Origin of the sequence: Streptodolium elevatio, from assembly GCF_040649515.1 — a bacterium.
GTDB classification, from domain to species: domain Bacteria; phylum Actinomycetota; class Actinomycetes; order Streptomycetales; family Streptomycetaceae; genus Yinghuangia; species Yinghuangia elevatio.
In genome coordinates this window covers 20,474-43,125 of record NZ_JBEZFP010000018.1, presented here as the reverse complement: position 1 = coordinate 43,125, position 22,652 = coordinate 20,474, and the positions used below count along the sequence as shown (strand labels likewise).

The window sequence follows — 22,652 nt, the reverse complement described above, 5'->3', positions numbered from 1 at the left end:
TTGGGCGTCGCGGATGTCGTTTTCACCGCGGTTGTTTTGGTTGTCGGGTGATCCGGAGCGCCGGCGGACCTTCTCGGTCCCCGGCGCTTCGGCGTCCGGGCCGGGCGCGTCGGCGATGTCTCCAGATCTACCAATCCGTCCCGCGAAATTACGTCAGTCCTACGACAACACCACCCGGCGCACACCCGGTACCGTCAGGGGTGTGACCGGCAACGACCGCTACCCCTACGGACCGCAGTACGGCCAGGGACCGCAGTACGGCCAACCCGACCAGTACGACGAGTACGGTCGGCCGCTACCGCGCCCGCAGGACCCCTCGCCGTACGCGCAGCAGCAGCCCGCACCGCATGCGCGGCAGGCGCCGCCTCAGCAGCAGCCGCAGTCGCAGTCCCAGCACGGGCACTATGCGCAGCCGCAGCAACCGCAGCAACCGCAGCCGCGCCCCCGGCAGGCACAGCCGGGCGGGCAGCAGTCGGCGTACCCCGGTGGTCCGCTCTCGCTGCCCGACGAGACGAGCATCTACGTCTACGGCGAGACCCCCGACGGGTACACGCAGGTAGCCCCGGCCGTGCCGCCGCCCGCGCCGCGCCGGAGCGCGCAGAGCACGGTGTACCGCAACGGGCAGCCGTACGACCCCAACGCCCAGGCGGCGTACGCCCCCTACGCACCCACGCCGTCCCGCCCACTGACCTGGCAGGAACTGTTCGGCGGCCTGCTCAGCCGCCCGTTGTCGACGCTCGAACGGGCGCGGGACCAGGCGTTCTGGTGGCCCGCATTGATCGTCTCGGCGATCTGCGGCGTGCTCGCCATGGTCGCCAACGACAAGGCCCGCGACGAGGTCGTCACCAGCACCCTGTCCACCAGCGTTCCGGCGATGCTCATCACCGCCGTCGTGGTCCCGGGCTTCATGGTCGTGCTCGGCTGGGTGTCCAACATGCTGGCGCAGATGCTCGGCGGCAACGGCGACGCCGGGCCGTTCATCACGCTGGCCGCGCTGGTGGCGTGGTTCACCGACGCACCGCGTCTGGTGGTGTCGTTGTTCGCCAGTGACGACAACAACGCGGTCATGGTTGTCGGAGTGGCGTCCTTCGCGCTGACGGCCTGGCTGCTCACGGCAGTTGCGATGCGCGTGCACGAACTGGCCTGGGCGCGCGCGCTGGGCGCGGTGTCCGTACAGTTGATCGCCCTGCTCCTGGTGCTCAAGCTGCCGCTGACGTCCGCGTAGTCGGCGCCGCGCGGGACCCGCGCGGAAGTCCCACGCAAGGCCGCAAGAGGCCGCGCGAGGGCCGTACCAGTGCCGCACACGGGCCGGAACGAGCAAAGCGGACCACAAGCGGACCACCCGGACCACAAGCGGCACCATGTAGGCCCCGGATGGATCTTCCCGTCGCGTGCGCGACGCGGTTTCCTCGTCTCACGGGAACGCAACGAGACAGGAACTGCACATCCAGCGCACGCGACCACGCGGCGATCCCCGGTATCCCCCCACCGAGTCCGGGACGCACCACCGCCGCGGTTAAGGACCGGACATGCTCGTGCGGAGACGCACCAAAGCGGCGTTGCAGGCCGCCGCCCTCTTCTACGCGACGGATCGAGGATGGCCCGTACTGCCCGGTGCCTACGTCGACCAGGACCGCTGCTCCTGCCGATCGCTCCGGTGCCCGGAGCCCGGCGCGCACCCCGCCGACGCGGTGGACCTGGCGGCCGCGAGCCGGTCGTCCCAGGTCATCAGGACGTGGTGGAGCCGGCGGCCGTACTCGGTACTGCTCGCCACCGGCCTGGAGTTCGACGTACTCGACGCCCCCGCACACGTCGGCTACGCCGCGATCCACGAGCTGAACCACCTCGGCTTCACCCCGGGACCGGTCGTGCACCTGCCGTCCGACCGCCTGCTGTTCCTGGTGCGCCCCGGCGCGCGCGACGTGTACTGGTACACGATCGACCACAACGACGCCGCCCACCTCGACGTACGCCACCACGGCATCGGCCACGTCGTCCTCGCTCCCTCCGGCCCGTGCGGAGCGGACGGCCCCGAGCCGCGCTGGGCCGTGCCCCCGGACCCGGTCGACCGGCGACTGCCCGAGGCGGTCGAACTCCTGGGGACCCTGGTCCGCTCCTGCCAGCAGGACCCGGCCAGGCCCCCGCACGCGCGCGAGGAGGTGAGTGGTTGAGCGCTTCCCCTGCCCGCACCGCATCCGCACCGCACGGTCGTCGCCCGCCCGGCCACGCCGTCCGGGGACGCGGAAGCGGGCCGGACCCGGCCGACCCCCGCACTCACGGTCCCCGGGTCCCAGCAGTGCCGCACAGTGCCGCGCGAAGGCCCCGTCGCCACCCACCCGGCCACGGGGCCTTCGTCACGTCTGCTTCCAGTTGTCCGTCCGGCGGCTCACCCAACTGCCCGCCGCATCCGCGGTCCGGGGACTCCGGCTCCCCTACGCGTCGAGGATCTGGCCTTCCCGGGTGACCACCGGCGGCAGCACCGACCACGGGAAATTGATCCAGTCCTCGGTGTACTTCCACACGTACTCGCACTTCACCGACGACTGCGGCTTCTCGTAGATGACCGCGCAGCGCACATCGGCCACCGCACCCTCGCAGAAGTCGCGCACCAGCTTCAGCGTCTTGCCGGTGTCGGCGACGTCGTCCGCCACCAACACCTTCTTGTCCGTGAAGTCGATGACGTTCGGCACCGGCGCCAACATGATCGGCATCTCCAGCGTGGTCCCCACGCCGGTGTAGAACTCGACGTTCACCAGGTGCAGATTCTTGACATCAAGCGCGTACGCCAGCGCCCCCGCCGCGAACACGCCGCCGCGCGCGATCGACAGGATGATGTCCGGCTCGTACCCGTCCTCCGCGACCCGCTCCGCAAGCTCCCGCGTCGCGGTGCCGAGGAGCTCCCAGGTGAGGTTCTCGCGCACGTCGGTCATTGTCGGGGCCCTACCTACGTGTTCGGGCGGCGCCGCGCGCCGCTGTCCTGACTTCTGCACCTGCCGACCCGAGGCCGGCACCGTCAGATCTTCGTACGGTGGAAACTCTGGAACGAGCGCGAGGCCGTCGGCCCCCGCTGCCCCTGGTACCGCGAGCCGTACACCGACGACCCGTACGGAAACTCGGCGGGCGACGACAACCGGAACAGGCACAGCTGCCCGATCTTCATCCCCGGCCACAACTTGATCGGCAGCGTCGCCACGTTCGACAACTCCAGGGTCACGTGCCCCGAGAACCCCGGATCGATGAACCCGGCGGTCGAGTGCGTCAGCAACCCCAACCGCCCGAGCGAACTCTTGCCCTCGAGCCGACTCGCCACGTCATCCGGCAGCGTGATGACCTCGTACGTCGACGCCAACACGAACTCGCCCGGATGCAGAATGAACGGCTCGTCCCCCTCCGGCTCGATGAGCCGGGTCAGATCAGGCTGCTCCACCGCAGGATCGATGTGCGGGTACCGGTGGTTCTCAAAGACCCGAAAAAACCGATCAAGTCGGACATCCACACTGGACGGCTGCACCATCTCCGGCTGAAACGGGTCGATGCCAACCCGACCGGCGTCGATCTCCGCGCGAATGTCCTTGTCCGAAAGCAGCACAGACAGAGGGTAGTCGCTGCCCCCGGGATACACCCAAACGGCACCACCCCGGCCCGCCCCCACCCCAAAACACGCCTGCACCCCACCAACCGAATCAGGTACAGTGTGACCCGCGACCCCCACCAGGGCCGCAACGCGGGCGTAGTTTAATGGTAGAACATGAGCTTCCCAAGCTCAGAGCGCGAGTTCGATTCTCGTCGCCCGCTCCAGACGTAAGGCCCAGGTCAGGGACCTGGGCCTTGTTCGTTGTCTAGACCTATTCAGGCGCCGCGCACCACGTCCGCACCACCTGTGCCCTTCTTGCGCTCCTTACGAGCCTGCTTCGCGGCCTTCTTGCGCTGCTTGCGCACCATCTTGTCCAGACCGTCGGCGACCTCTTGTTGGCGCGTGTGGTCGGAGTGCTGATAGATCAGTGCGGCCTTCTCGGAGGACTGTCCGGCGCGCACCATCGTGTCCTTGAGCGTCGCGCCGGATCGGGTCGAGAGCGTGTGCCCAGTGTGCCGCAGGTCGTAGAAGACGAACCCCTCGGGCAGCCCGACCTTCTCGCGCGCTTTCCGCCACTTCCTGCCGAACGAGGATCGGCGGAACGGGGCGCCCTTCTCTCCTACGAACAGCAGACCGTCCGGCCCCTGCTCGGCGTACCAGTCGAGATGGTTGCGCACTTCGTCGCGCAAGAATGCCGGGAGCACGATCGTGCGCATACCAGCCTCGGACTTCGTCTCGCCGATCACCCGGCGTCCGGTGCTCAGTTCCGGGGCCGCCTGCCGAACGCGGATCGTCATCGTCTCCAGCCGCACATCCTTGCGCCGGAGTTCGGCCTGCTCCTCCGGACGCATCGGGCCGTAGGCGCCCAGGTACACCATGAGCCGCCAACGTGGGCCCACGGCATCGGCGAGGGCGTCGACTTCGGCGACGCTCGCGATTTCGCGTTCGCGGGCGGTCTCCTTGCCTGCTCCCCGGATGCGGCAGGGGTTCCGGCGAATCAACTCGTCATCGGTCGCGGTCTCCAGAACCGCCTTGAGGAGCCGGTACGACTTTGCGACGGTGCTGCCCGCCCCCGTGGTCTTGAGCCGTTCGGCTCGCCATGCGCGGACCTTGGGCGGGGTGATCTCGTCCACGTCCGACTCGCCGAACGTGGGGAGGATGTGCAGGCGAAGCAGGCGCTCGTACAGTTCCTCGGTTGTGGGTGCCACCCCGCGCTCGGCGACCCACTTGCGCGCGTAGTCCTCGAAGTTGACGGCGCCGGCGTCCGGGTCGCGCCAGTCCTTGCGGGTGATGTCCGCCTCGATCTGGGACAGCCAGATCTCGGCGTCCTCCCGAGTCGCGAACGTCTCGGGTGCCCGTTGGCGCGCACCGGTCGGGTCGAGGTAGGACGCGGTCCAACGGCCGGACCGGTACTGCCGCACCGCACCAAACCGGCGCATGGGCTTGCCCTTCTTGGGGCCACGCTTCTTTGCCACTATGCGGCCCTCCAGGTACGACGGCGCGGACGGAGCGGCTGCACCGTGTTCGCGTCGATGTACGCGATCACAACGCTCTCCTTGATGCGGACGTGAGAACCGAACTTGACGTACTGGATGCGGCGTTCAGCCACGAGGCGCCGGACGAAGCGCTCGTTGTCGAAGCCCATGCGCTCGGCGACTTCGGGAACCGACAGGAACCGGTCGGGCACGGTCCCGCTCCTTCCTGGGGCAAGTTGGCGTGAGGGGTCGCGGCTCGGGCGCCGCAGAAACCGCAGAATCCGCAGAAACCCGGGATCGGGGCTGTGACCTGCGGTGATGCGGTGGGCGGTGACCTCCGCAGAAACAGGGCCTTATTCCGCAGAAATAGCCGCGCGTGTGGTGCCGACCGGCCGCCGTGTCGCTCCCGCGTATTTCTGCGGGATAAGGGGGAGTTCTGCGGAACGGCGGCCGGTCGGGTATCGCCGCAGGTCAGACCGCATGCGCGGGCAGTTCTGCGGATTGTGCGGTTTCTGCGGCAGGGTTCGTCAGGCCCCAGGGCTGTGCAGGGACGGGTGCGTCTCGTACCGCGGCGACGGCGGCCGGCCGCGCCCCCGCCGCTCCGGTCCCGGTCCGGCCCTGACCCACCCGTGGTCTTCGAGCAGCGCGAGCGCCGGATCGAGGTCCGCGGTGGTGGGGAACTCGGCGCGGGACAGTCCGGTGAACAGGTCCCGCTTGCTGACCACGGCGGCCTTGCGGTGCCGCAGGTGGTCCAGCACCGAACGCGCGCGGTCGCGTGCCGGATCGGCGCCCATCAGGTCGAACACGGCGAGTGCGTGGTGGGTGAAGTAGTCCCCGATGCGTCCGGCCGCTTGGACGGTGTCCGCGTCGATCGGTCGGGTCCACGCCTGCTCATGCGCGGCGAGGTGCAGCAGTCCGGCGATCCGGACCGATGCACCGTCGACCTTGCCGCCCCAGTTGCGCACGTGCGCGAGCAGACCGCCGTCGGCAAGGCGCCGTTCGGTGTGCTCCTGCCGTTCCACGAGGGCCGCGTTCGCGTCGGGTGTGAGGGGTAGCACCGCGGGATCGGTCCAGTCCGCCAGCGCCAACACCAGCGCCCCCAAGCGGCGGGCGTAGGTGTCGGCGACCTGCTCGGGTACCGGGTCGGTCAGGATCTTCCGGCGCCCGACCAGCGACACCGGAAGCGAGTACAGGAACCGGGCGAGCAGGCCCCGGCCCTCGAACCCCTTGACTCTCGCGATGTCTTCCAGCACCGCAGGCTGCACCGCGAGCCCCATGGTGAGCGCGGGATGTTCGATGTACTCGCGTCGGCCCTGCCGGTTGACCTTCAACAGGTCCCCCGCGTGGCCTTTCAAGAACACTTCCATGTTCGGCGTTCCCGAGTAGCGCCCCGCGATGATGTCGAAGATCCCGCCCTCGGCGGACAACACCGCCAGACGCCCGCGCTGCTCGGCGAGAAGCGAGGTGACCGCCTCGGGCGTGGCGTCGTCGGCCACCAGTTGCGGACGCGCCGGGACAGCGACGCTCTCGGCTGCCTGCGCCAACGCGACCGCTTCCGCCGTGAGTTCGTCGCGCTTCCCGCCATCGGCGCCGGCGGCTTTCTGCGCGGCACGCTCGGCGGCGGCTTTGGCGAGCCGGGCGGTGGTCTCGGCTTCCACGATGGCGCCGATGGCGTTCTCGTCCATGACCTGCTCGGCCTTCAACAACGGGCCGGTCATGCGGGCGAACACCGCGGACTTGCGGTTCGCCGGCGGCAACGCCACCGCGACATATAGGTTCACCGGCTCACGCCACCCACCGCGCACGTCGACCACCGCACGTCCTCCGGCCGCCGTCGACAACGCTGCAAGCGCGGTGCACCCGGCAAGGTCCGCGGGGGTCTGCGTCTCCTCGGCGACCGCGGCAACCATGTCCGCTACCCATCCGGGCAGCGCATCCACGGGGAACTCGGGCAGGGTCCGGACCTGTCCGAGCGGTACCGGCTCGTCCCATACCGGGGGCGGGTCGAACGCGGCGAGCAGGTCATCCGGCGGGAACCCGTCAAAGGCACGGTCGAACACCGCGCCGTCGTGCGGCATCGGGGCGTCGGCGCCGGCCGGTGCGCGGTGGCCGGGGGAAGAGCTGCTGTTAGGGAAAAAGGGCGTAGGGCTGGTCATGCCGCCCCCCGACGCTGGTTGTTGGCGATGGACCAGTTCAGCGCGCTCCGGATGATCGCGACGCAGCGGGCGTCCTCCATTCCGGCCGCAGCCCCTTTTTCCCTAAGAGCGTCCTCCACCATCGGACGCGGCAGGTCGCCGGACGCGACGAACCGGCCCAGCGCCCGCGCGGCGCGCAGCAGCGTGACACCGCGCGTTCCGTCGGGCGCGCTCTCGACGTTGGCGCACTCGTTCTCGAACGCCACGGTGGCGTACCTGCTCGCGTCCCGCAGAACCGGCGTCGGCACCCGTCGCCGTGCCACCGGGGCAGGCCGCAGAATGGCGAACAGCCAGTCCGGCAACGGCGCCACAGGCACGTCACGAGTGACGGTGTAGGGGCGGTCGTTGCGGACGCTGCCTGCGGCGATGACGTACCCGCCGTTCGCGCGAGTGTCGACCTTCCACCCGTGCTTGCCCGACGTGCTCGGCAACGCCAAGCTGTCCGGAGCGGCGAAGTACAGGTGCGTTCCGCCTGCTTGGGTGGTCACGGTGAACGTGTGGTCCGGGAACGGCTCGCCGGCGCGTGCGGCAAGGACCGCGAGCACATCCGCCCCGCAGCTCACCTGCTCCCCCGCCCACTCATCCTTCGGCTTGTCGTCCTCGCTCTTCGGCATGTCCAGGTCCACGACGACCAGACCGGACGGCCCACACGCGATACCGATGTTGTACGGGCGGTGCTCCCAACAGCGGGCGATGCGCGCGGTGTCCGTCGCGGTGGCCCGGTTCGGCCAGTCCGTGACCGCGGACACCCGGCCGCCCGGTGTGATGGGGAAGACGTGCCATCCGCGCGCCGCGTAGGCGAGTGCCGCTGTCTTGAGCGGGTTGGCGTCGGGCAACGGCGGGGCAACCGCGCCGGGCGCATGTGCGGGGCAGAAGTAGCCGTTGGTGTATCGGCGCAGGCCCACGGTTTCGGGGCAGGGCTGTGCGGACCAACGCGAGCAGACCCGTGTGCGGTCATTCGGGGTCGTCATGGGTTCCTCCTTCACGCGGCAGCCGTCAATTCGGGCTGGTGCCAGGGCGGAAGGTTCTTCAGGAGCGCGTGGCGCCAGCGCAGGGCGTAGAGCTGGCAGTTCGCGCAGTTGCGGTGCGTGTGGCCCGTCATCGCGGGTTTGCGGCGCGCGTCGTACGACCAGGCAAGGGAGTCCGACGACGCGAGCGCGTGTGCGCAGCTGCGCAGGCCGAGCGTTTTGAACCCGAACCCGTGCAACCGCAGACCGAGCCCGGCCAGGGTGGTCACGATGCGGGTGGCTTCCTGGGTGGCCTGTCGGCGGCAAACCGATCCGAGGCCGACCAGCGGCTCACCAGTCAGGTCGATCCCGGCACGGCCGTACAGATCAACGCAGCGCAGGTAATCCGACAGCGTCCAGCCTTGCAGGACGGGCACCCACGGCAGTTCGGGCGCCAACGCACGCAACTCAAGCAGGTTGCCGACGGTGCGGCGCTGGTGCTCGGCGACGCTGAGCCCGGTCCCAGCGAACTGAATCGGCCCGGCAGTGCCGCCCCGGATGACGATCGGTTCGCACATCCAGTCTTGCGGTGCCACCCAGTCCATCCGCCCGATCTCCGCAGCGATGTGCCGCACTTCCGCGGCGTACTGCGCAGGCGTGTGCCGCCAACCACCGAAGCGTTGGAGTTCGGTGAACCCACCCGAGTCCATCGCCCACCGGGTGATCGCGCGCGGGTAGGTACGCCGACGCGGCCGGCGGGACTGATGGATGCGCGTTCGGGAGACGAACAGCGGGACGCCTGCGGTGGCGAGCCATCCGGGCTGGTGCGTCCCGAGGTAGAACGTCATCGCGGGCCGAGGAGTGGTCATGCCGACACCTGCGTCAACGAACAGGTAGTGACAGAGTCAGGGACTCGCGATCCGGTGGTGGGTCGGTGCATCCTGGGGTCTCCTGTCTGCCCCTGCTTAGGGGCGGCTTGAGACCCGGGGCGCCCGCTTCCGCCAAGAAGTGACGGGCGCCCCGGGGCGCGTCTAGAACGGGACTTCGTTGTTCGCGGTCGGGCCGTTCGTGGCCCACGGGTCGCCGGGGGCGGTGACGCCGTTGGTGGACGCGTTGCCGCGGGAGCGGTTGGCCTTGTCAACCTTCGCGGTGGCCCAGGTGAGGGACGGGCCGATGTCGTCCAGGTCGAGCACGACGCGCGAGCGCGGCTCGTTGGTCTCGGTGTCCTGCCACCGGTGCGTGGTGACGGTGCCGGTCGCAATCACGCGGTCGCCCTTGAACAGGGACTCCACGACGTGCTCGCCGAGCTGGCGCCACGCGGTGGCGTCCCAGAACGTCGTCTCGCCGTCGACCCACTGGCCCGACTGCTTGTCGAAGCGGCGCGGGGTGACCGCGATCGAGACGCGGGTGACGAACACACCGGATGCGGTGACGCGGCCCTCCGGGTCGCGCGTCAGGTTCCCGATGACGGTGATGTGGGTGGCGTTGTTGGCCACGGCCGTGCTCCTCTCACAAGGGAAGTGCAGGGGGTCAGAACGGCGGTTCGCTGGACCACGGATCGTTGGTCGGCGCCTGCTTGGCCCACGCCCGCGGGCGGTATCGGACCCGGAAGTGCGGACCGAACACGCAGGCGCACAAGACCTCGTCGGGGTCGTCGTGTTCGGTGGCGCCGTTCGTCCACCACATGCCCCGGCCGTCGCAGTCGGGGCAGTTCGGGTCGGCGCCACGTTCGATGTGCAGCGCGCCGGCGTCGCGGTAGATGAACCAGCGTCGGATGCGCATGGGCTGTGCCTCCCGAGCGGGAGACCGGACCGTCCGGCCGTCCCCCGCGACCCCGGACACCTCTCCGTGTCCGGAGCCACGGCGGGCGTCCGGGGGTTCAGCCGATGGCGTCGGTCAGGCCGTCCACCACGCTGGTGAACAGCGTGTGCGTGGACGTCGACAGCGATCCGGCGATGGCGGTGCCGGACAGTCCGACGCCCGCGAGGAACAGGAAGAACCCGGCGAGCTTCGGGGCCTTGCCGTTGGCGAGCAGCAGCGTCGCGAGGACGATGCAGATGACCGGCATAGCCAGGGTGACCGTGCCCCCACCGGGGGTCCCGGCGGGCGGCGTCTCGCCGGCGGCGAGGGTGAGGAAGTTCGTTCCCATGGCAGCCTCCTGAGGTTGCGTCAGGGATGGTGCGCGGGTGGGTGGTTAGCGGGTGCCGTCGTGGTGCAGACGGCGTCCGGCGTTGTGGATGCGGCGACCTATGCGGAGCCGGGCGCCGGTGCCCTTGCAGCGGCGACACGGCTTGCGGATGCGCGGGCGACGCTTGATCGGGGCGCCGTTGCGCAGCGCGCGGCGCTCGGCCCACGGGGTGTGGTTGCCGGTGCCGTCGCAGGCACGGCAGGGGCCGAACGGCGCGATCCAGCACAACAGTGCGTAACCACCGATGGCACCGAGGATGAGCAGCAACGCGAGCGTGTCGGGGGTCATCAGGGGCCTCCCAGAGGCGTTTTCGCTGGTTCCGGGCATGGCGGTGCTAGGGACTAGTGCACTGATCAGCGCGGGAATGGGTTGCTAGCAGGGCTGCTAGGTCTAGCAAGCGGTCGTGCTAGACCTAGCAGCGCGCGAGAGTCGGTCCGAGCCTCAGGAACCGTCACGCTTCGTGATGGATGCGGCGACGTCATCGCGGGTGATGCCGCGCCGGTTCGCGCCCTTACCGGTCGCGTCGTCGGTGCCCCAGACCTGACCGACCGGCACGCCGTACGGCTTGAGCGCGGTGGTCAGTTGCGCGGACTTCGCCTTGACGTCGAGGGCCGCCCAGGTGCCGTAGCCGTCCGGTCGCAGCTCGGCGAGCCGGTCCACGACAACCTCGTTCCACACCTTCGGCTCGGACGGCGGGATCACCGCGAGGACGTCGGCGAGCAAGTCGTATGACGGGCCGCGGTCTGTCTCGCTGGTCTGCCCGGCGGCGTAGCCGGTCAGGGTGCCAGCAGCTTCCCGTGCGGCTCGGGCGCGGTCGCAGATCTTGTCCGCAGCGTCGTTGTCGACCGCGTACGTCCGAGTGATCTGCGCGTCCGGGGCCGCACCGACGAGGTAGCCGATGCCCTTGTCCTTGAGCGTGAACGTCGTTGCCCGCAGACCGTTCTTGTAGGACGACGTCCCAAGGATCATGTCGTTCTCCAACTGCCCCATGACCTTCAGGCAGAACCGGATGCCGACGTTCGCCGAGACGCCCGTGGGCAACGACTCCTTGTCGGGACGCTGGGTGGCGAGCAGCAGGATGACGCCGAGCGCACGACCGCGCTTGATGACGGCGACCGCGAGGGTTTCGGCTTCCTTGCCGAACTTCTCGTGTGCGAAAAGTTCTTGGCACTCGTCGATCGCCAGCACGAGCGGGTGCAGCCGCAGCGACTTCTTCGCGGCGAGTTCCGGCGTCACCTTGTTCTCCGGGCACACGTTCTTGGGCAGCCCGGCGATGACCTTCGCGCGGCGCTCCAGCTCCTTGTAGACGTACCGCAGCGACCGCAACGCCGCTTCGCACGTCTCGTCGTCGGGGCCGGACCCGTAGTCCGCGGCGACCTTCTCAAGCGGCGACAGGTCCCCGGTGCCCTTCAGTTCCCACACCAGCAGTTCGGCCGTCACGTCGAGCGCTGCGGCGAGCAGCAGGATGCGGAGCGCGAACGTCTTGCCCATGCCGGGCATGGCGCCGATCAGCATGTTCGCGTACATCAGGTTGACCAGGATCTGACGTCCGCGCTGGTCGGTGCCGTACGGCAGGGGCTTGAACAGCGACGCTGCGCCGGACCGTGCGAGCGGCCATGCGGGCGGGGTGACCTGGTTCATGTCCTGATCCCCGACCCACAACACGAGGCGCCCCGTGTGCTCGTCATGGACCGGCTCCGGCCACACGCACCCCATCGGCCGGCGCAGACCGGACGCGAGCCGGTCGCGCCGCTCCATGATGTCGACCGCCGTCACGCCGTACGGCAGATCCACGTCCGCGCGCCAACCGGGGCCGTCTCGGGTGATCGGGGCGACGAACGCCCGCGGCCCCCACCCCTTCGTCATCGCCTGGTTGATGCCCGCGATGCCGAGTGCGCCGAGCGCACGCAGGACGATGTGCGAACTGAGCTTCTGGACCTGCGGCTTGACGACCGCGGGGCCGACCACGGGCCGGTCATCCGGGGCTCCGAAGAACCCGAGCCCACCGATGATGCCGGCGAACGCGAGCACCGCGCCCCAGGTCGGGCCCGCGAGGATCAGCGCGGTCAACAAGATGCCGACGGCGAGCGTGGCCGCGATCAGGATCGTGATCCGGAGCCGGATACGGCCGTCGCGGTGCTTGGCGAGCTTCAGGTACTCGGCGGCGTCCGCGCGCTGAATGGCGTTCGCGCGGACGGGCCTTCCGTCGGCGTCGGTCACCCATCGGAAGGCACCCCCGATGAGTCGCCCGGCACCCTGCGGCGAGCGCAGCGCGAGGGTGCCGGCGTAGACCGGCACGCGCACCGCGTGGAACGCGAACACGTGCATGTAGTGGTCCCACACCCATCGGACCTGTTCCGAGAGCGCGTCGCGGGAGAGCAGCCACGCGGGAAGGATCGGCTGCCGCTTCTCACCGCGTACCGACTCCCGCCACGACAGCCGCGCGGGTGCCGGCGCGTCGACCGGGACGGGGACCTCGTACGCATCCTCCGTCGGCGCCACGTCGGGCACCGGGTCAACGTCCGATACCGGCGGCTTGAGCTTGTGCAAGGGGATGACGTCGGCGCCCTGTTCCTGGTCGCCATCGGGGTTGAACGGATCGACGTGCGTCATGCTGGTGCTCTCCAATCGCAGTGTTGGGGAGCGGCCCCGGCGGTAGCTGCCAGGCGAGAGCCGGGGCCGCGTTGCACATCAGGCGGCGCTGTACGTGGGAAGCGCGTCCGCGCACGGCACACACACGCCGAGCCGGACTGAGATGACGTAGCCGCGATCGGTGCGGCAGGACGGGCACGTGCGGCGCGCGAGCATCGCGGCGGCGAGCGCCCGGGACTTCGGGCCGGTCATCGGCCGTACCGGCAACGCCCGATCGACGCGGTACAAGTACGCGACTTGCACCGTGCGCCGTCGTTGCCACATGACTTGCGCGACCGGCGATTGCCCGCCGGGGCGCAACCCGTCGGAACGAAGCTGACGACGAGTGGCCAGTCCGCCGGGGGCCAACTGCCACGGGTAGGTGGGGAGTCCGTACCGCTCCCCGGTCGGGTCCCAGAATCGGCGCCGGAACCTCACGCGACGCTCGCCGCGCCGGCGCCCGACTCGTCGTCGGACGCCCGCTCGGCACGCAGCGTGTCACGCAGGGTCCGAGCCGACTCGGCCGACGTACGAACCGACTTGCGGATGCGGTCGGCCGTCAGGTTCTCGGTCGGCCACTCGGCGGTGATCCGACGGGCATCGGTGAGGAGTTCGTCCGGCGTCCGCTTCGGTACCGTCGACTTCGCGGCCGACGGGACCCGACCGGTGGCCTTCCGCGGCGCCGGAGTCGGCCGACTCACCGCGTTTTCGTTTTGCGGTGATTCATCCGGAAAGTCCCGGTCAGACCCCGACCGTTCCCCCGACTCGTCGGCCGACTGCTTGTCGGCGTCGATCCCGATCAACTCCTCAATCGGGTACGACGCATCGAAAGCCACGACCACCGCGTCTCGTACCGCGTCGTGCGCGTCGGCAACGGTGCCGCCGGGCGCCATGTCCTGAAGAGTCGCGCTGAGCGGCTGAAGCGACTTGAGCCCGACTGCCGCGGGGTTCACGACGGGTGCCTTGTCGAGCAGGTCGCCGATGCGCTTGACCGACTTGTGGTGCTGCTTGAGAGTCCGGTGCGTCACGCCCGGATCGGCACCGTGCACCGACCGCCACGCGATGACCCACGCGGCACCCTCGTCTATCCCGGGCACCGCGGCGATCAGGTCTCGCGCACGTCGCGACACCTTCGGGTACCGCGCCTTTCGGTAGTAGTCGGCTCGGACCTGCGCGGAAGTCTTCCCGCCGTCCTCACCGCTCTGCGAGTGCGCGTACGCCTCCCACAGGAGCACGCCCAGCATGCTGGCGAGCGCGAGCACGCATGCGAGCGGGATGCTCCGGTGGTAGCTGTGAGCGAAGTTGAGCGCCGACGCGGTGAGCGCCGAACTCCACGTGATGGCCCGGTACATCCCGACCGGCCGACCATCCTCGATTGCCTTGGAAGCCATCGCGGCCCCGGCCCATGCGGCGCCCTCGGTCATCGCGGTGACCAGCACCGCGAGCACCGGGTTCATACCCATGCTCAGGTAGAAGCCCATCTGAGCCGGCCACGCCGTGCCGATCGAGGCGGCCATGACGACCGCGACGAGGACGAAGTCCCGTCGCTCGCGCACCGACACCAGCGACGCGTCCCACTTCGCACGGCGTTCGCTGCGACGGGCCGCCTTGTCCTTGGCAGTCTCGGCGCGCAAGTCGCGCTGCTCCTGCCGCTCGATCGCCGCGACCTGCGCGGCTGCCTGCGCCTGGACGACCGACGCAAGCGCGGTCTTCTCGGCCGCGGCGGCGTGCGCCTCGGCGATCCGCGCGGCGTCCATCTTCTTGCCGGCGCGCATCGTGTAGATGGTCTCGGTCACGACCCCACCCCCGCGATGATGACTGCGGCGACGAACAACCATCCGATGTGCCACGACTGGTCAAGCAGGTACGGGGCGTTTGAGTCGCGTTCCCACCAGGTGCCCTTGCCGACGCGCCGTGCCAACGCGGCGAGCGTGTGACGGCGGTCCGCCCAGATGTGCGACACGGTGTCCACGGCCATCCCCAGGACCACGCCGAGCGGCGCGAGCGGCAACGCGAACACCGCCCACACCAGCGTCAGGAACAGCGCCTTGACCACCGCGAGTCCGATGCCGTGACGGGTGGCGAAGTACCGGCCCGTCCAGTCGTTGCGACCCTTGTTCATAGCCTCGCTGTCGGTCTGCACCCAGTGGTCGCCCACCATGTGCGCCGCGTACAACGCGAACCCGACAGCCGCGAACGTGCCCGGGTCCGCGCTCACGCCGCCCACCGCCCAACGGCGGTACGCCGTGCCGGCAGCTCGATGACCTCCGCCGACTCGTTCATCAGGCTCTCGGCGTACGCCGCAAGCTCCGGGTCCTCACGCCACAGGTCCGTGAGCACGTCGCGCGCGGCGTCCAGCCGCGCGGCCCGCTCCATCGGCGTCTCGTCGGTGGGGCCCGTGAACAGCTCCGGGTCGATCCCCATCGCCAACTCGGCGAACTCGGAACCCGAGAACGCCATGTGCCCGGCGACAATGGTTCGCACGGTCGTACTCCTCTCTCGAAGGAGCGACCTACGGGACGACCGCCACCCCGCCAAGGACAGGCGGTCGTCCCGGCGCACGTCGGTGCGCCTCGCCACATGTGACGAGCGGTCATAGCCCCCGACCCACTCGCAGAAACGCTGCGGATCGAGGACCAAAAGCACTCGTAGCTGTGGTCTCTCAGCACTCTGTGGAGTTCTCAAGCAGCACGCCCGTAGCAGGCCGACGACCTGATCAGCCGTCTTTGCTGCCACCCCACCGACTTGCGGCAGCCCAAACCAGGAGGTCAGAGCCCCGTGCTTTCCGGTGCGGTGGCGACACGACGAACGTACTCGCAGAGATTCTGTGAGTCAAGAGAATCTGTTAGTCGCAGTACTTCAGCGACCGTGTCACACTTACTGACGTCTCTGTGAGTCCCACTGCACACGCCTGTGACAGGAGCTGTGACCATGGCGTTCGGCCTGGTAGTCCGCTTCACCACGCACGACGAAGACGCCGCCCGCGCGTTCGACGCGCTCGCCGCGGCGACCTTGAAGGAGATCCGGGCGAACGAGCCCGGGACGCTGATCTACGTGAACCACTCGGTCGAGGGTGAGCCGACGGTTCGCGTGTTCTACGAGCTGTACGCGGACCGCGCCGCGTTCGACCGGCATGAGGAACAGCCCCACGTCCGGCACTTCCTCGCCGAGCGCGAGCAGTACCTGAGCGGGGTGGACGTCTCGTTCCTGCACGAGATCGATGGCAAGGGCACGGCCGGCGAGGGGACTACCGATGGACGCTGAGGAGCGAAAGGCGTTCGGCGCGCGCGTCGCGCAGCTGCGCAAGCAACGGGGGATGAAGCAAGAAGAACTCGGCGCGGCCATCGGCCGTACGGCGAGTTGGGTGTCCCAGGTTGAGCGCGGGGTTCAGCCCGTCGTACGCCTTGACGTGCTCCAACTGCTCGCCGACGGACTCGGCGTCTCCATCCAGGTGCTCAGCCCGGACGCACCGACCGCACCCACCACGCCCCCGCCGGCCGACGTGGACGAAGCGAATGACCTCGACGAGGCGCGACTTCTGATCTCCGGGCACCCGGCCCTCGACGTGCTGCTCTCCCACGAGGCAGCCGAGCCGCCGGACCTCCCGGCGCTCACCAGCGCGGTGGATGAGGTCTGGTCACTCACCCACGCCGCACAGTTCGCCGAACTCAGTTCCCTGCTCGGCCGGCTGATCCCGCGCCTTGAGCGCGCCGCGCGGGTAGCCGACGCTGCCTCGAAACGCGACGCACAGACACTCCTGAGCGCGACCTACCAGGCCCTGTCCGCAGCGTTCGTCCGCCAGGACGAGGCAGACGCGGCGTGGCTCGCGGCCGACCGCTCGATCCGAGCCGCAGAGATGTCCGAGCAACCGCTTCAGGTGTTCGCTGGCATCTTCCGACTCGCGCAGGCATTCGTACGCCTCAAGCGCCTTGACCAGGCAGAGCACGCCGCGGCGAGCGCCGTGAACGCGCTCAAGCCGCACACCGCCGACGAGTCCGCCGAGCCCGAAGCCCTGTCGGTGCTCGGTTCTCTCCATCTCGTGCTCGCACTCGTGCACGCCCGCGCCGGTCAACGAGTGCAGGCACGCGAGGAGATCAGCAACGCCCGCGCCGTCGCCAAGCGACTCGGCGGCGACCGCAACGACTTCAACCTTGAGTTCGGCCCGACCAACGTGGAAATCCAGGCAGTCTCCACCGCCGTCGACCTGGGCGACGCCGGCGAAGCCCTCGACATCGGTCGCCAGATCGACCCGGCAAGCCTCTCCGCCGAACGTCGCTCACGCCTCTTCATGGACCTCGGCCGCGCACATGCCCAACGCCGCCACATCGGGGAAGCTCTGGACTGCCTGCTCAGGGCAGAGGAGTTGGCTCCGGAAACGGTACGAACGCACGTGGCCGCCCGTGCGACCATCCGCGAACTCGTACTCATTGGCGGGCGGGCCGCCCCACCCGCCCTGTCAGCACTAGCTGAACGGGCAAACGTCTTGGACTGAACCGTATGAAGACGCGGCGGCCGTTGGGCAACGGCCTGTGCGTTCCCTGCGGTGTGCGTTACCGAACTGTCTGCACGGCATCAACGTTGACGTGGTGGCCGATTGCACTGTCATGTCTAAAAACCGCATCGAGCCAAAACGTCTCGCTGATCGCCGTAGTCTCGGTACAGCAGCGACCCACCAAGCCCCTAGAAGCGGTGTAGACCTCGATGCCCTCATCCCCAATCCTGCGTGACGCTCTCCTGCTGTGGTTCTCAGCGCAAACCACCCCTGACGGTTCGACGGCACACCCGGCGACGTTCTTTGCCGAGTTCCAAGTCGACCGGTCAGCAGCCCGCTCGCTCGTGCACACACTCGTCCACGAGTCGCTGGTCCAGGCGGAGTTCGGTCTGGACGGCGACGTTCCCGATGGTCGGGTCACGGTGCGCGGCGAGGTCGCAGCGGAACGGCTTCGCGATCAGGGCAAGGACGATGTAGCCGTGGCGAGCCGTCTGAGGCGGGAACTCTTGCTGTGGTTGTACCGACGCGAACGCCAAGGCGACCGACACCCCAGGCTCAACGCGTTCGCCGAGACCGACGGTGCCTGGTTCGCGGGGACCAGGATCTCGACAGAAGCTATTCACAACGCCTCCGTCGATCTGCGCGAGGCCGGGTTCATCGAGGGTGTGGGCAGCTGGGGCGCAGGCATCCTGCGACCGCGATTGACGTCCGTCGGTCGCGACTGTGTGGAGGACTTCGGAGGCAACGTGACGGACTATCGGCGCGCCCAGCGTTCATCGGGGGGGACGCAGATCAACATCAACAACCCACAGGGTGGCCAGTGGGCTGTTGGTGACACGGTCACCCAGACAAACACCCTGTCGGGAGTCGACGCGCAGGCGATGGCCGTCTTCGCTCGAGCACTCCAAGCGCGTTTGCCCGAGCTGGGTCTCTCTCCAGACCAGGAAGCGGAGGCGCGTGACGCTCTTCAAGAGATTCAGGAGGAGACCGCGTCCGACACTCCGCAAGCGGCCCGAGTTCAGTCCAGGATTCAGCGGGTAATCCCGCTCGTCGCCTCGTCCGCATCCCCAGCCTTCGCCACGATGATGATGGAAGCCATCTCGCAGGTAGGCCAGTTGGCAGTCGGGGGCTGACGCGCTGTCGGTGCTGAACGTCATCATGGCTGCGCAACGCGGCAGCGACTCAAGGGGCTGTGATGCCTGCGCGGAAGAAGTCTGATCTCCCGGCGGGAACCCGGGTCGGCATCCACGAGGTCACAGGCCCCTCGTACCCAAAGCAGGTGCTAGGGCGCAGCGGTCGGTCGTCGACCCGTAACCGGTACTTCGTACCAATGCGCTGCGTCGCTTGTCGCAAGACGATCGAGGCCCGCGAAGATCGTCTGGAGGAGCTGAAGCGGTCCGCCTGCGGGTTCTGCTGCGCCAGCGTCGAGGGGGATCCGGAGGAACGGATTACCGTCATTCGTGTGTGGGGCGGCCGGGTACAGACATACGACAGGTACCGTTTCCACGGACGATCCCGCGACCGACTCCACAGCGTCTGGACCAATATGCGGGAGCGGTGTTCCAACCCCAGGTCACCGAAGTTCGCCCGCTATGGCGGGAGAGGCATCACAGTCACCCCTGACTGGGAAAACTTCCTTGCGTTCGCGCAGTGGGCAGAGTCCAGCGGCTACGCCGAGAGTATGACGATCGATCGCATCAACAACGATCTCGGCTATTCGCCCGAGAACTGTCGGTGGGTAACCGACCTAGAGAACCTTCTGAACCGCGGTCGCTACCTGTCAGCCTCGTTGCAGGAGGCCCTGAACGCCCGAGCGACGATGGACGGGGTGGACACATACACCGTGATTCGCCGTGCCCTTGAGATTCACCGGGAAGCACAGCGCGAAGGGGGTGGCGCCTGTGCCCGGTGACGCTCGGTCTCGCAGACCCAGAAGGCCGGCCGCCCAGTTGGGAGACGTCTACGGACGTCTGACAATCGTTGAGTTCCTGGGGCGGCGGCGGACCCCACGTGGCGAGCACGTGCCGTGGGTGCTGGTGGAGTGCGCATGCGCGTCGCGTACTCGCAAAGAGCTACGGCTCGCCAGCCTGCGTTCCGGAAATACCAAGAGCTGTGGATGTCTGGCACGCGAGGCGACCATCAAGCGCATGACGACTCACGGAGACTACCAAAGTCGGCTCTACGGCGTCTGGGCCAGCATGAAGCAGCGATGCACGAATCCGAACGGCCGTGCCGCCCATCGCTACGTCGGACGTGGCATTTCCGTCTGTAGCGAGTGGCAGGACTACGTGCCTTTTCGCAACTGGGCCTTAGCAAACGGCTATATGGACGGAAAGGAGATAGATCGGAAGGACAACAACCTCGGCTACACGCCGGAGAACTGCGTGTGGGTGACGAAGCTTGAGAACCTTGCAAACCGGTCCAAGTATCTGCCGCCTGACCTGGAGAACTGGCTTCGTACCCAAGCGGAGAGTGCGGGCATCTCGCCGTACGAGGTGATCAAGCAAGCACTCGAAGCGCACCTGGGTGTCTCCCGCACCGACGCCACCGCTTCTCCGTAGAGAAGCTGATCACCTTGTCAGGCAGCAACTGACATCCCGGCCCCTCTGCGGGAGATGCGCGACACATCGCGGTCTGCTGAAACGCGCGGGCGACCATGGCCAGCAAAACCTCAACACCAGCGCGTCATTGGAAGGACGAGTGCATTGCCCAGGCACGACCTCCACGACTTCTTTGAGCAGGCCAGCGCCGAGATGGCTGCCGAGTACCAACGGATCCGCAAGAAGCACAAGAACGACCACGGCACCGCCGGAGACGAAGGCGAAGAGAACTGGGCCGAACTTCTGAGCCGGTGGCTCCCAGCGGGCTACCACGTCGTCACCAAAGGTCAGATCATGGGCTCGGACGGGTCGACCAGCCCGCAGATCGACATCCTCGTGCTCAGTTCCGCGTACCCGCCTTTCCTTACCACCAAGCGGATGTGGCTCGCTGATGGGGTGATCGCGGCCTTCGAGTGCAAGAACACCTTGAAGGCCACCCACCTGATCGAGGCTGCTAAGACTGCGGCTGCCGTACGCAAACTGACCACCCAGCAGGAAGGCACCCCGTACGACGAATTGCTCGGTACCCCGCTGTATGGCGTCCTCGCCCACGCCCATTCCTGGGAATCCGATGACACCGAGGTAGTCGAGACCATCGAAAAGGCGCTGCAATCGGGGATGAACGCCGCCGCGCACCCCCGCGACCTGCTCGACCTGGTGTGCGTGGCCAACCTGTCCACATGGTGGGCAGCACGAATTCCCTGGCTCGGCGAGGGCCCTTCTCTCAACGTTGAGGGGCTGCCTCCTAAGCCCCCCGGACCGGGCCTCGTCTGGCAGCGCGTTGGCGAGTACAACCCCGAACAGCCGGATGGTGCGGTCGTCAGCAGTTTGAACCGCCACACTGGAGGCGCTTCGCCTCTGCTCTCCATGATGACGACGCTGCTGCGACGGCTGGCCTGGCACGACCCACAACTTCAACCCATCGCCCGCACCTTCGAGTCCGTCGATCCCACGCGGGGTGGCGGTCCCTGCCGGAACTGGAACCCAGACGTCTACAGTGACCACACTTGGCGCGCGATTACGCAGAATCGGATCGATGGTCTCGACTGGACCCCGTGGGCTGCCATGTTGATGTAGAGCCGCAGGCCGGGCTCGGAGGCGCCTCGCCCAAGGCTGAACCTTCATAGCAACTCGGCCGCACCACCTTCGCACCACCACCGGCGGATCACTGCGGTCAACGGCGGAGCAGGCGTCGACGGACTGCGACGCTGTCGAAGCACGTTCGTGCAGTTCAGGCGGTTGACAGGAGCAGGGCTACTCGGGTTTCCCAAGCTCAGAGCGCGAGTTCGATTCTCGTCGCCCGCTCCAAAGCAAAGGCCCAGGTCACAGACCCGGGCCTTCGTTGTTGTCTAGACCTCTCTAAGCATCACGTGCCCTAGCCGTGCCCTTAGCGTCCCCGTCACCGCGGTCCGTGCCCCTCCCCCGGTCCCGCTGCACCCGAGCGTCCACGCCCTCCGCAATCTCCCGCTGCCGCTCATTCGTCGAGTGCTGGTAGATCATCGCGGCCCGCTCCGTCGACTGCCCCGCGCGCACCATCAACTCCTTCACGGTCGCCCCTGCCTGCGCCGCGAGCGTGTTTCCCGTGTGCCGCAGATCGTAAAAGTGGAAGTGCTCGGGCAGCCCGACAGCCGTACGCGCCTTCCGCCACTTCCGCCCGGACGTCGACCGCCGAAACGCGCCGCCACGCTCCCCCACGAACAACAGACTCTCGGCCGACTCCTCTACATAGAACTCCAGATGCCGCGGTACGTCGGCATCCAGGAACTCCGGATAGAACACCGTCCGCTTGCCCGCTGCCGACTTCGGATCGCCAGTCACCCGCCGCCCGGTAGTCAGTTCCGGCGACGCCTGCGTGATCGACAGCGACCGCGCCTCGACGTCGACGTCCTCACGCCGCAACTCCGCTTGCTCTTCGGGACGCAGCGAGCAGTACGCCGCGAAGAACACCAGCAGCCGCCACCGCGGACCCATCGCATCCGCCATCGCGTCGACCTGGGCCACCGTCGCAATCGGCCGCTCCGGAGCCGACTCCTTGCCCGCACCCTTGATCCGGCACGGATTGCGCGGAATCAACTCGTCTTCCTCGAAGACCGTTTGCATGATCGCCTTCAGCAGTCGGTACGACTTGGCAACCGTGGTCGCCCCCGTCGCCTTGAGCCGCTTCGCCCGCCAAGACCGAACCTTCGACGCGTCGATCTCGTCCAGGTCGAAGTCCCCGAACGTCGGGAGAATGTGCAGCCGCAGCAGTCGCTGGTACAGCTCGTCTGTCGTCGGCTCGATCGGCCGCTCTTCGATCCACTTGAGCGCGTACTTCTCGAAGTTGACCGCTCCCGTGTCCGGGTCGCGCCATTCGCCGCCGCGGATCTCCGCCTTCTTGAGCGCGAGCCAGTCGTCCGCGTCGTCCCACTCGTCGAAGGTGTACGGCGGCGGCCGAACGAGGCTATCCGGACCACTCGTACCGCGTCTGGAACCCGACGGCAGCTTGCGAATGTTGCCGAACCGCCGAAGCCTCCCTTTGAGTTGCCTCCCATCAGGCACCCCACCGAGGCG

Annotated in this window: 25 protein-coding genes and 1 tRNA gene; 9 read left to right on the top strand and 17 right to left on the bottom strand. The window is 68.3% G+C overall.

From position 1 onward, the window contains the following. The first annotated feature begins 202 nt into the window (after positions 1 to 202). Both AB0C36_RS09785 and AB0C36_RS09780 read left to right on the top strand, forming a co-directional pair. Positions 203 to 1,225, top strand: a complete 1,023-nt coding sequence (locus tag AB0C36_RS09785; protein WP_358351849.1) for a Yip1 family protein — start codon at positions 203 to 205, stop codon at positions 1,223 to 1,225. Between the two features lie 304 nt (positions 1,226 to 1,529). Further along, entirely contained in the window at positions 1,530 to 2,171 is a 642-nt protein-coding gene (locus tag AB0C36_RS09780) for a bifunctional DNA primase/polymerase (RefSeq protein ID WP_358351846.1), read from the top strand. A 261-nt stretch (positions 2,172 to 2,432) separates the two neighbouring features. Here the strand turns inward: AB0C36_RS09780 and AB0C36_RS09775 are convergent, their stop codons facing one another. Then, the gene (locus AB0C36_RS09775; RefSeq protein ID WP_358351843.1) at positions 2,433 to 2,930 is read right to left on the bottom strand and encodes a phosphoribosyltransferase; all 498 of its coding nucleotides are present in this window, start codon (positions 2,928 to 2,930) and stop codon (positions 2,433 to 2,435) included. A gap of 83 nt (positions 2,931 to 3,013) precedes the next feature. Next, the gene (gene dcd / locus AB0C36_RS09770; protein ID WP_358351841.1) at positions 3,014 to 3,589 is read right to left on the bottom strand and encodes a dCTP deaminase; all 576 of its coding nucleotides are present in this window, start codon (positions 3,587 to 3,589) and stop codon (positions 3,014 to 3,016) included. Positions 3,590 to 3,724: 135 nt separating this feature from the next. Here dcd and AB0C36_RS09765 point away from each other — a divergent pair. Then, positions 3,725 to 3,798 (top strand) — tRNA-Gly (locus AB0C36_RS09765). A gap of 51 nt (positions 3,799 to 3,849) precedes the next feature. On the opposite strand, the gene AB0C36_RS09760 is transcribed toward AB0C36_RS09765, so the two are convergent. The 14 genes from AB0C36_RS09760 to AB0C36_RS09695 all read right to left on the bottom strand — a co-directional run bounded on the left by AB0C36_RS09760 (position 3,850) and on the right by AB0C36_RS09695 (position 15,494). Further along, positions 3,850 to 5,013 carry a tyrosine-type recombinase/integrase gene (locus AB0C36_RS09760; protein ID WP_358351951.1) on the bottom strand — a complete coding sequence of 388 codons (1,164 nt, stop codon included), beginning with the start codon at positions 5,011 to 5,013 and terminating at the stop codon, positions 3,850 to 3,852. Positions 5,014 to 5,048: 35 nt separating this feature from the next. Beyond that, positions 5,049 to 5,261, bottom strand: coding sequence for a helix-turn-helix domain-containing protein (locus tag AB0C36_RS09755; RefSeq protein WP_235050738.1), 213 nt, complete (start codon positions 5,259 to 5,261; stop codon positions 5,049 to 5,051). Between the two features lie 315 nt (positions 5,262 to 5,576). Next, complete coding sequence (locus tag AB0C36_RS09750) at positions 5,577 to 7,205, bottom strand: YfjI family protein (protein WP_358351838.1); 1,629 nt, start codon at positions 7,203 to 7,205, stop codon at positions 5,577 to 5,579. Then, positions 7,202 to 8,215, bottom strand: coding sequence for a bifunctional DNA primase/polymerase (locus tag AB0C36_RS09745; protein WP_358351836.1), 1,014 nt, complete (start codon positions 8,213 to 8,215; stop codon positions 7,202 to 7,204). Before AB0C36_RS09745 ends, AB0C36_RS09750 begins: the two co-directional genes overlap by 4 nt. Positions 8,216 to 8,226: 11 nt before the next feature. Beyond that, a complete protein-coding gene (locus AB0C36_RS09740; protein WP_358351834.1) occupies positions 8,227 to 9,060 on the bottom strand; it encodes a deazapurine DNA modification protein DpdA family protein in 834 nt (277 codons plus the stop codon). Positions 9,061 to 9,222: 162 nt separating this feature from the next. Continuing rightward, positions 9,223 to 9,687, bottom strand: coding sequence for a single-stranded DNA-binding protein (gene ssb / locus AB0C36_RS09735; RefSeq protein WP_358351831.1), 465 nt, complete (start codon positions 9,685 to 9,687; stop codon positions 9,223 to 9,225). A gap of 34 nt (positions 9,688 to 9,721) precedes the next feature. Continuing rightward, a complete protein-coding gene (locus AB0C36_RS09730) occupies positions 9,722 to 9,973 on the bottom strand; it encodes a hypothetical protein (protein ID WP_358351830.1) in 252 nt (83 codons plus the stop codon). A gap of 97 nt (positions 9,974 to 10,070) precedes the next feature. Then, complete coding sequence (locus tag AB0C36_RS09725; protein WP_358351828.1) at positions 10,071 to 10,340, bottom strand: hypothetical protein; 270 nt, start codon at positions 10,338 to 10,340, stop codon at positions 10,071 to 10,073. 45 nt (positions 10,341 to 10,385) lie between these two features. Next, entirely contained in the window at positions 10,386 to 10,667 is a 282-nt protein-coding gene (locus AB0C36_RS09720) for a hypothetical protein (protein ID WP_358351825.1), read from the bottom strand. Positions 10,668 to 10,820: 153 nt separating this feature from the next. Further along, entirely contained in the window at positions 10,821 to 12,992 is a 2,172-nt protein-coding gene (locus AB0C36_RS09715) for an FtsK/SpoIIIE domain-containing protein (RefSeq protein WP_358351822.1), read from the bottom strand. A 78-nt stretch (positions 12,993 to 13,070) separates the two neighbouring features. After that, positions 13,071 to 13,448 (bottom strand): RRQRL motif-containing zinc-binding protein, encoded by a 378-nt coding sequence (locus tag AB0C36_RS09710; RefSeq protein WP_358351819.1) that lies wholly within the window; start codon positions 13,446 to 13,448, stop codon positions 13,071 to 13,073. Then, on the bottom strand, positions 13,445 to 14,806 hold the full coding sequence (locus tag AB0C36_RS09705) for a hypothetical protein (protein ID WP_358351818.1): 1,362 nt from the start codon (positions 14,804 to 14,806) through the stop codon (positions 13,445 to 13,447). The genes AB0C36_RS09710 and AB0C36_RS09705 overlap by 4 nt, the downstream gene beginning before the upstream one ends. Next, entirely contained in the window at positions 14,803 to 15,228 is a 426-nt protein-coding gene (locus AB0C36_RS09700; RefSeq protein ID WP_358351815.1) for a DUF3307 domain-containing protein, read from the bottom strand. Before AB0C36_RS09700 ends, AB0C36_RS09705 begins: the two co-directional genes overlap by 4 nt. Next, positions 15,225 to 15,494 (bottom strand): hypothetical protein, encoded by a 270-nt coding sequence (locus AB0C36_RS09695; RefSeq protein WP_358351813.1) that lies wholly within the window; start codon positions 15,492 to 15,494, stop codon positions 15,225 to 15,227. Before AB0C36_RS09695 ends, AB0C36_RS09700 begins: the two co-directional genes overlap by 4 nt. A 447-nt stretch (positions 15,495 to 15,941) precedes the next feature. Between AB0C36_RS09695 and AB0C36_RS09690 the strand changes: the two genes are divergently transcribed. From AB0C36_RS09690 to AB0C36_RS09665, 6 genes are all read left to right on the top strand, one after another. Continuing rightward, on the top strand, positions 15,942 to 16,274 hold the full coding sequence (locus AB0C36_RS09690; RefSeq protein ID WP_358351810.1) for a putative quinol monooxygenase: 333 nt from the start codon (positions 15,942 to 15,944) through the stop codon (positions 16,272 to 16,274). Beyond that, positions 16,264 to 17,502 (top strand): helix-turn-helix domain-containing protein, encoded by a 1,239-nt coding sequence (locus AB0C36_RS09685; protein WP_358351808.1) that lies wholly within the window; start codon positions 16,264 to 16,266, stop codon positions 17,500 to 17,502. The genes AB0C36_RS09690 and AB0C36_RS09685 overlap by 11 nt, the downstream gene beginning before the upstream one ends. A gap of 209 nt (positions 17,503 to 17,711) precedes the next feature. Then, complete coding sequence (locus tag AB0C36_RS09680; RefSeq protein WP_358351805.1) at positions 17,712 to 18,635, top strand: hypothetical protein; 924 nt, start codon at positions 17,712 to 17,714, stop codon at positions 18,633 to 18,635. 197 nt (positions 18,636 to 18,832) lie between these two features. After that, positions 18,833 to 19,414 (top strand): hypothetical protein, encoded by a 582-nt coding sequence (locus AB0C36_RS09675; RefSeq protein WP_358351803.1) that lies wholly within the window; start codon positions 18,833 to 18,835, stop codon positions 19,412 to 19,414. 235 nt (positions 19,415 to 19,649) lie between these two features. Continuing rightward, entirely contained in the window at positions 19,650 to 20,063 is a 414-nt protein-coding gene (locus AB0C36_RS09670) for a hypothetical protein (RefSeq protein ID WP_358351801.1), read from the top strand. 144 nt (positions 20,064 to 20,207) lie between these two features. After that, positions 20,208 to 21,179 (top strand): DUF6602 domain-containing protein, encoded by a 972-nt coding sequence (locus AB0C36_RS09665; RefSeq protein WP_358351799.1) that lies wholly within the window; start codon positions 20,208 to 20,210, stop codon positions 21,177 to 21,179. Between the two features lie 282 nt (positions 21,180 to 21,461). On the opposite strand, the gene AB0C36_RS09660 is transcribed toward AB0C36_RS09665, so the two are convergent. Then, entirely contained in the window at positions 21,462 to 22,640 is a 1,179-nt protein-coding gene (locus tag AB0C36_RS09660) for a tyrosine-type recombinase/integrase (RefSeq protein ID WP_435839014.1), read from the bottom strand. Positions 22,641 to 22,652: the final 12 nt, after the last annotated feature.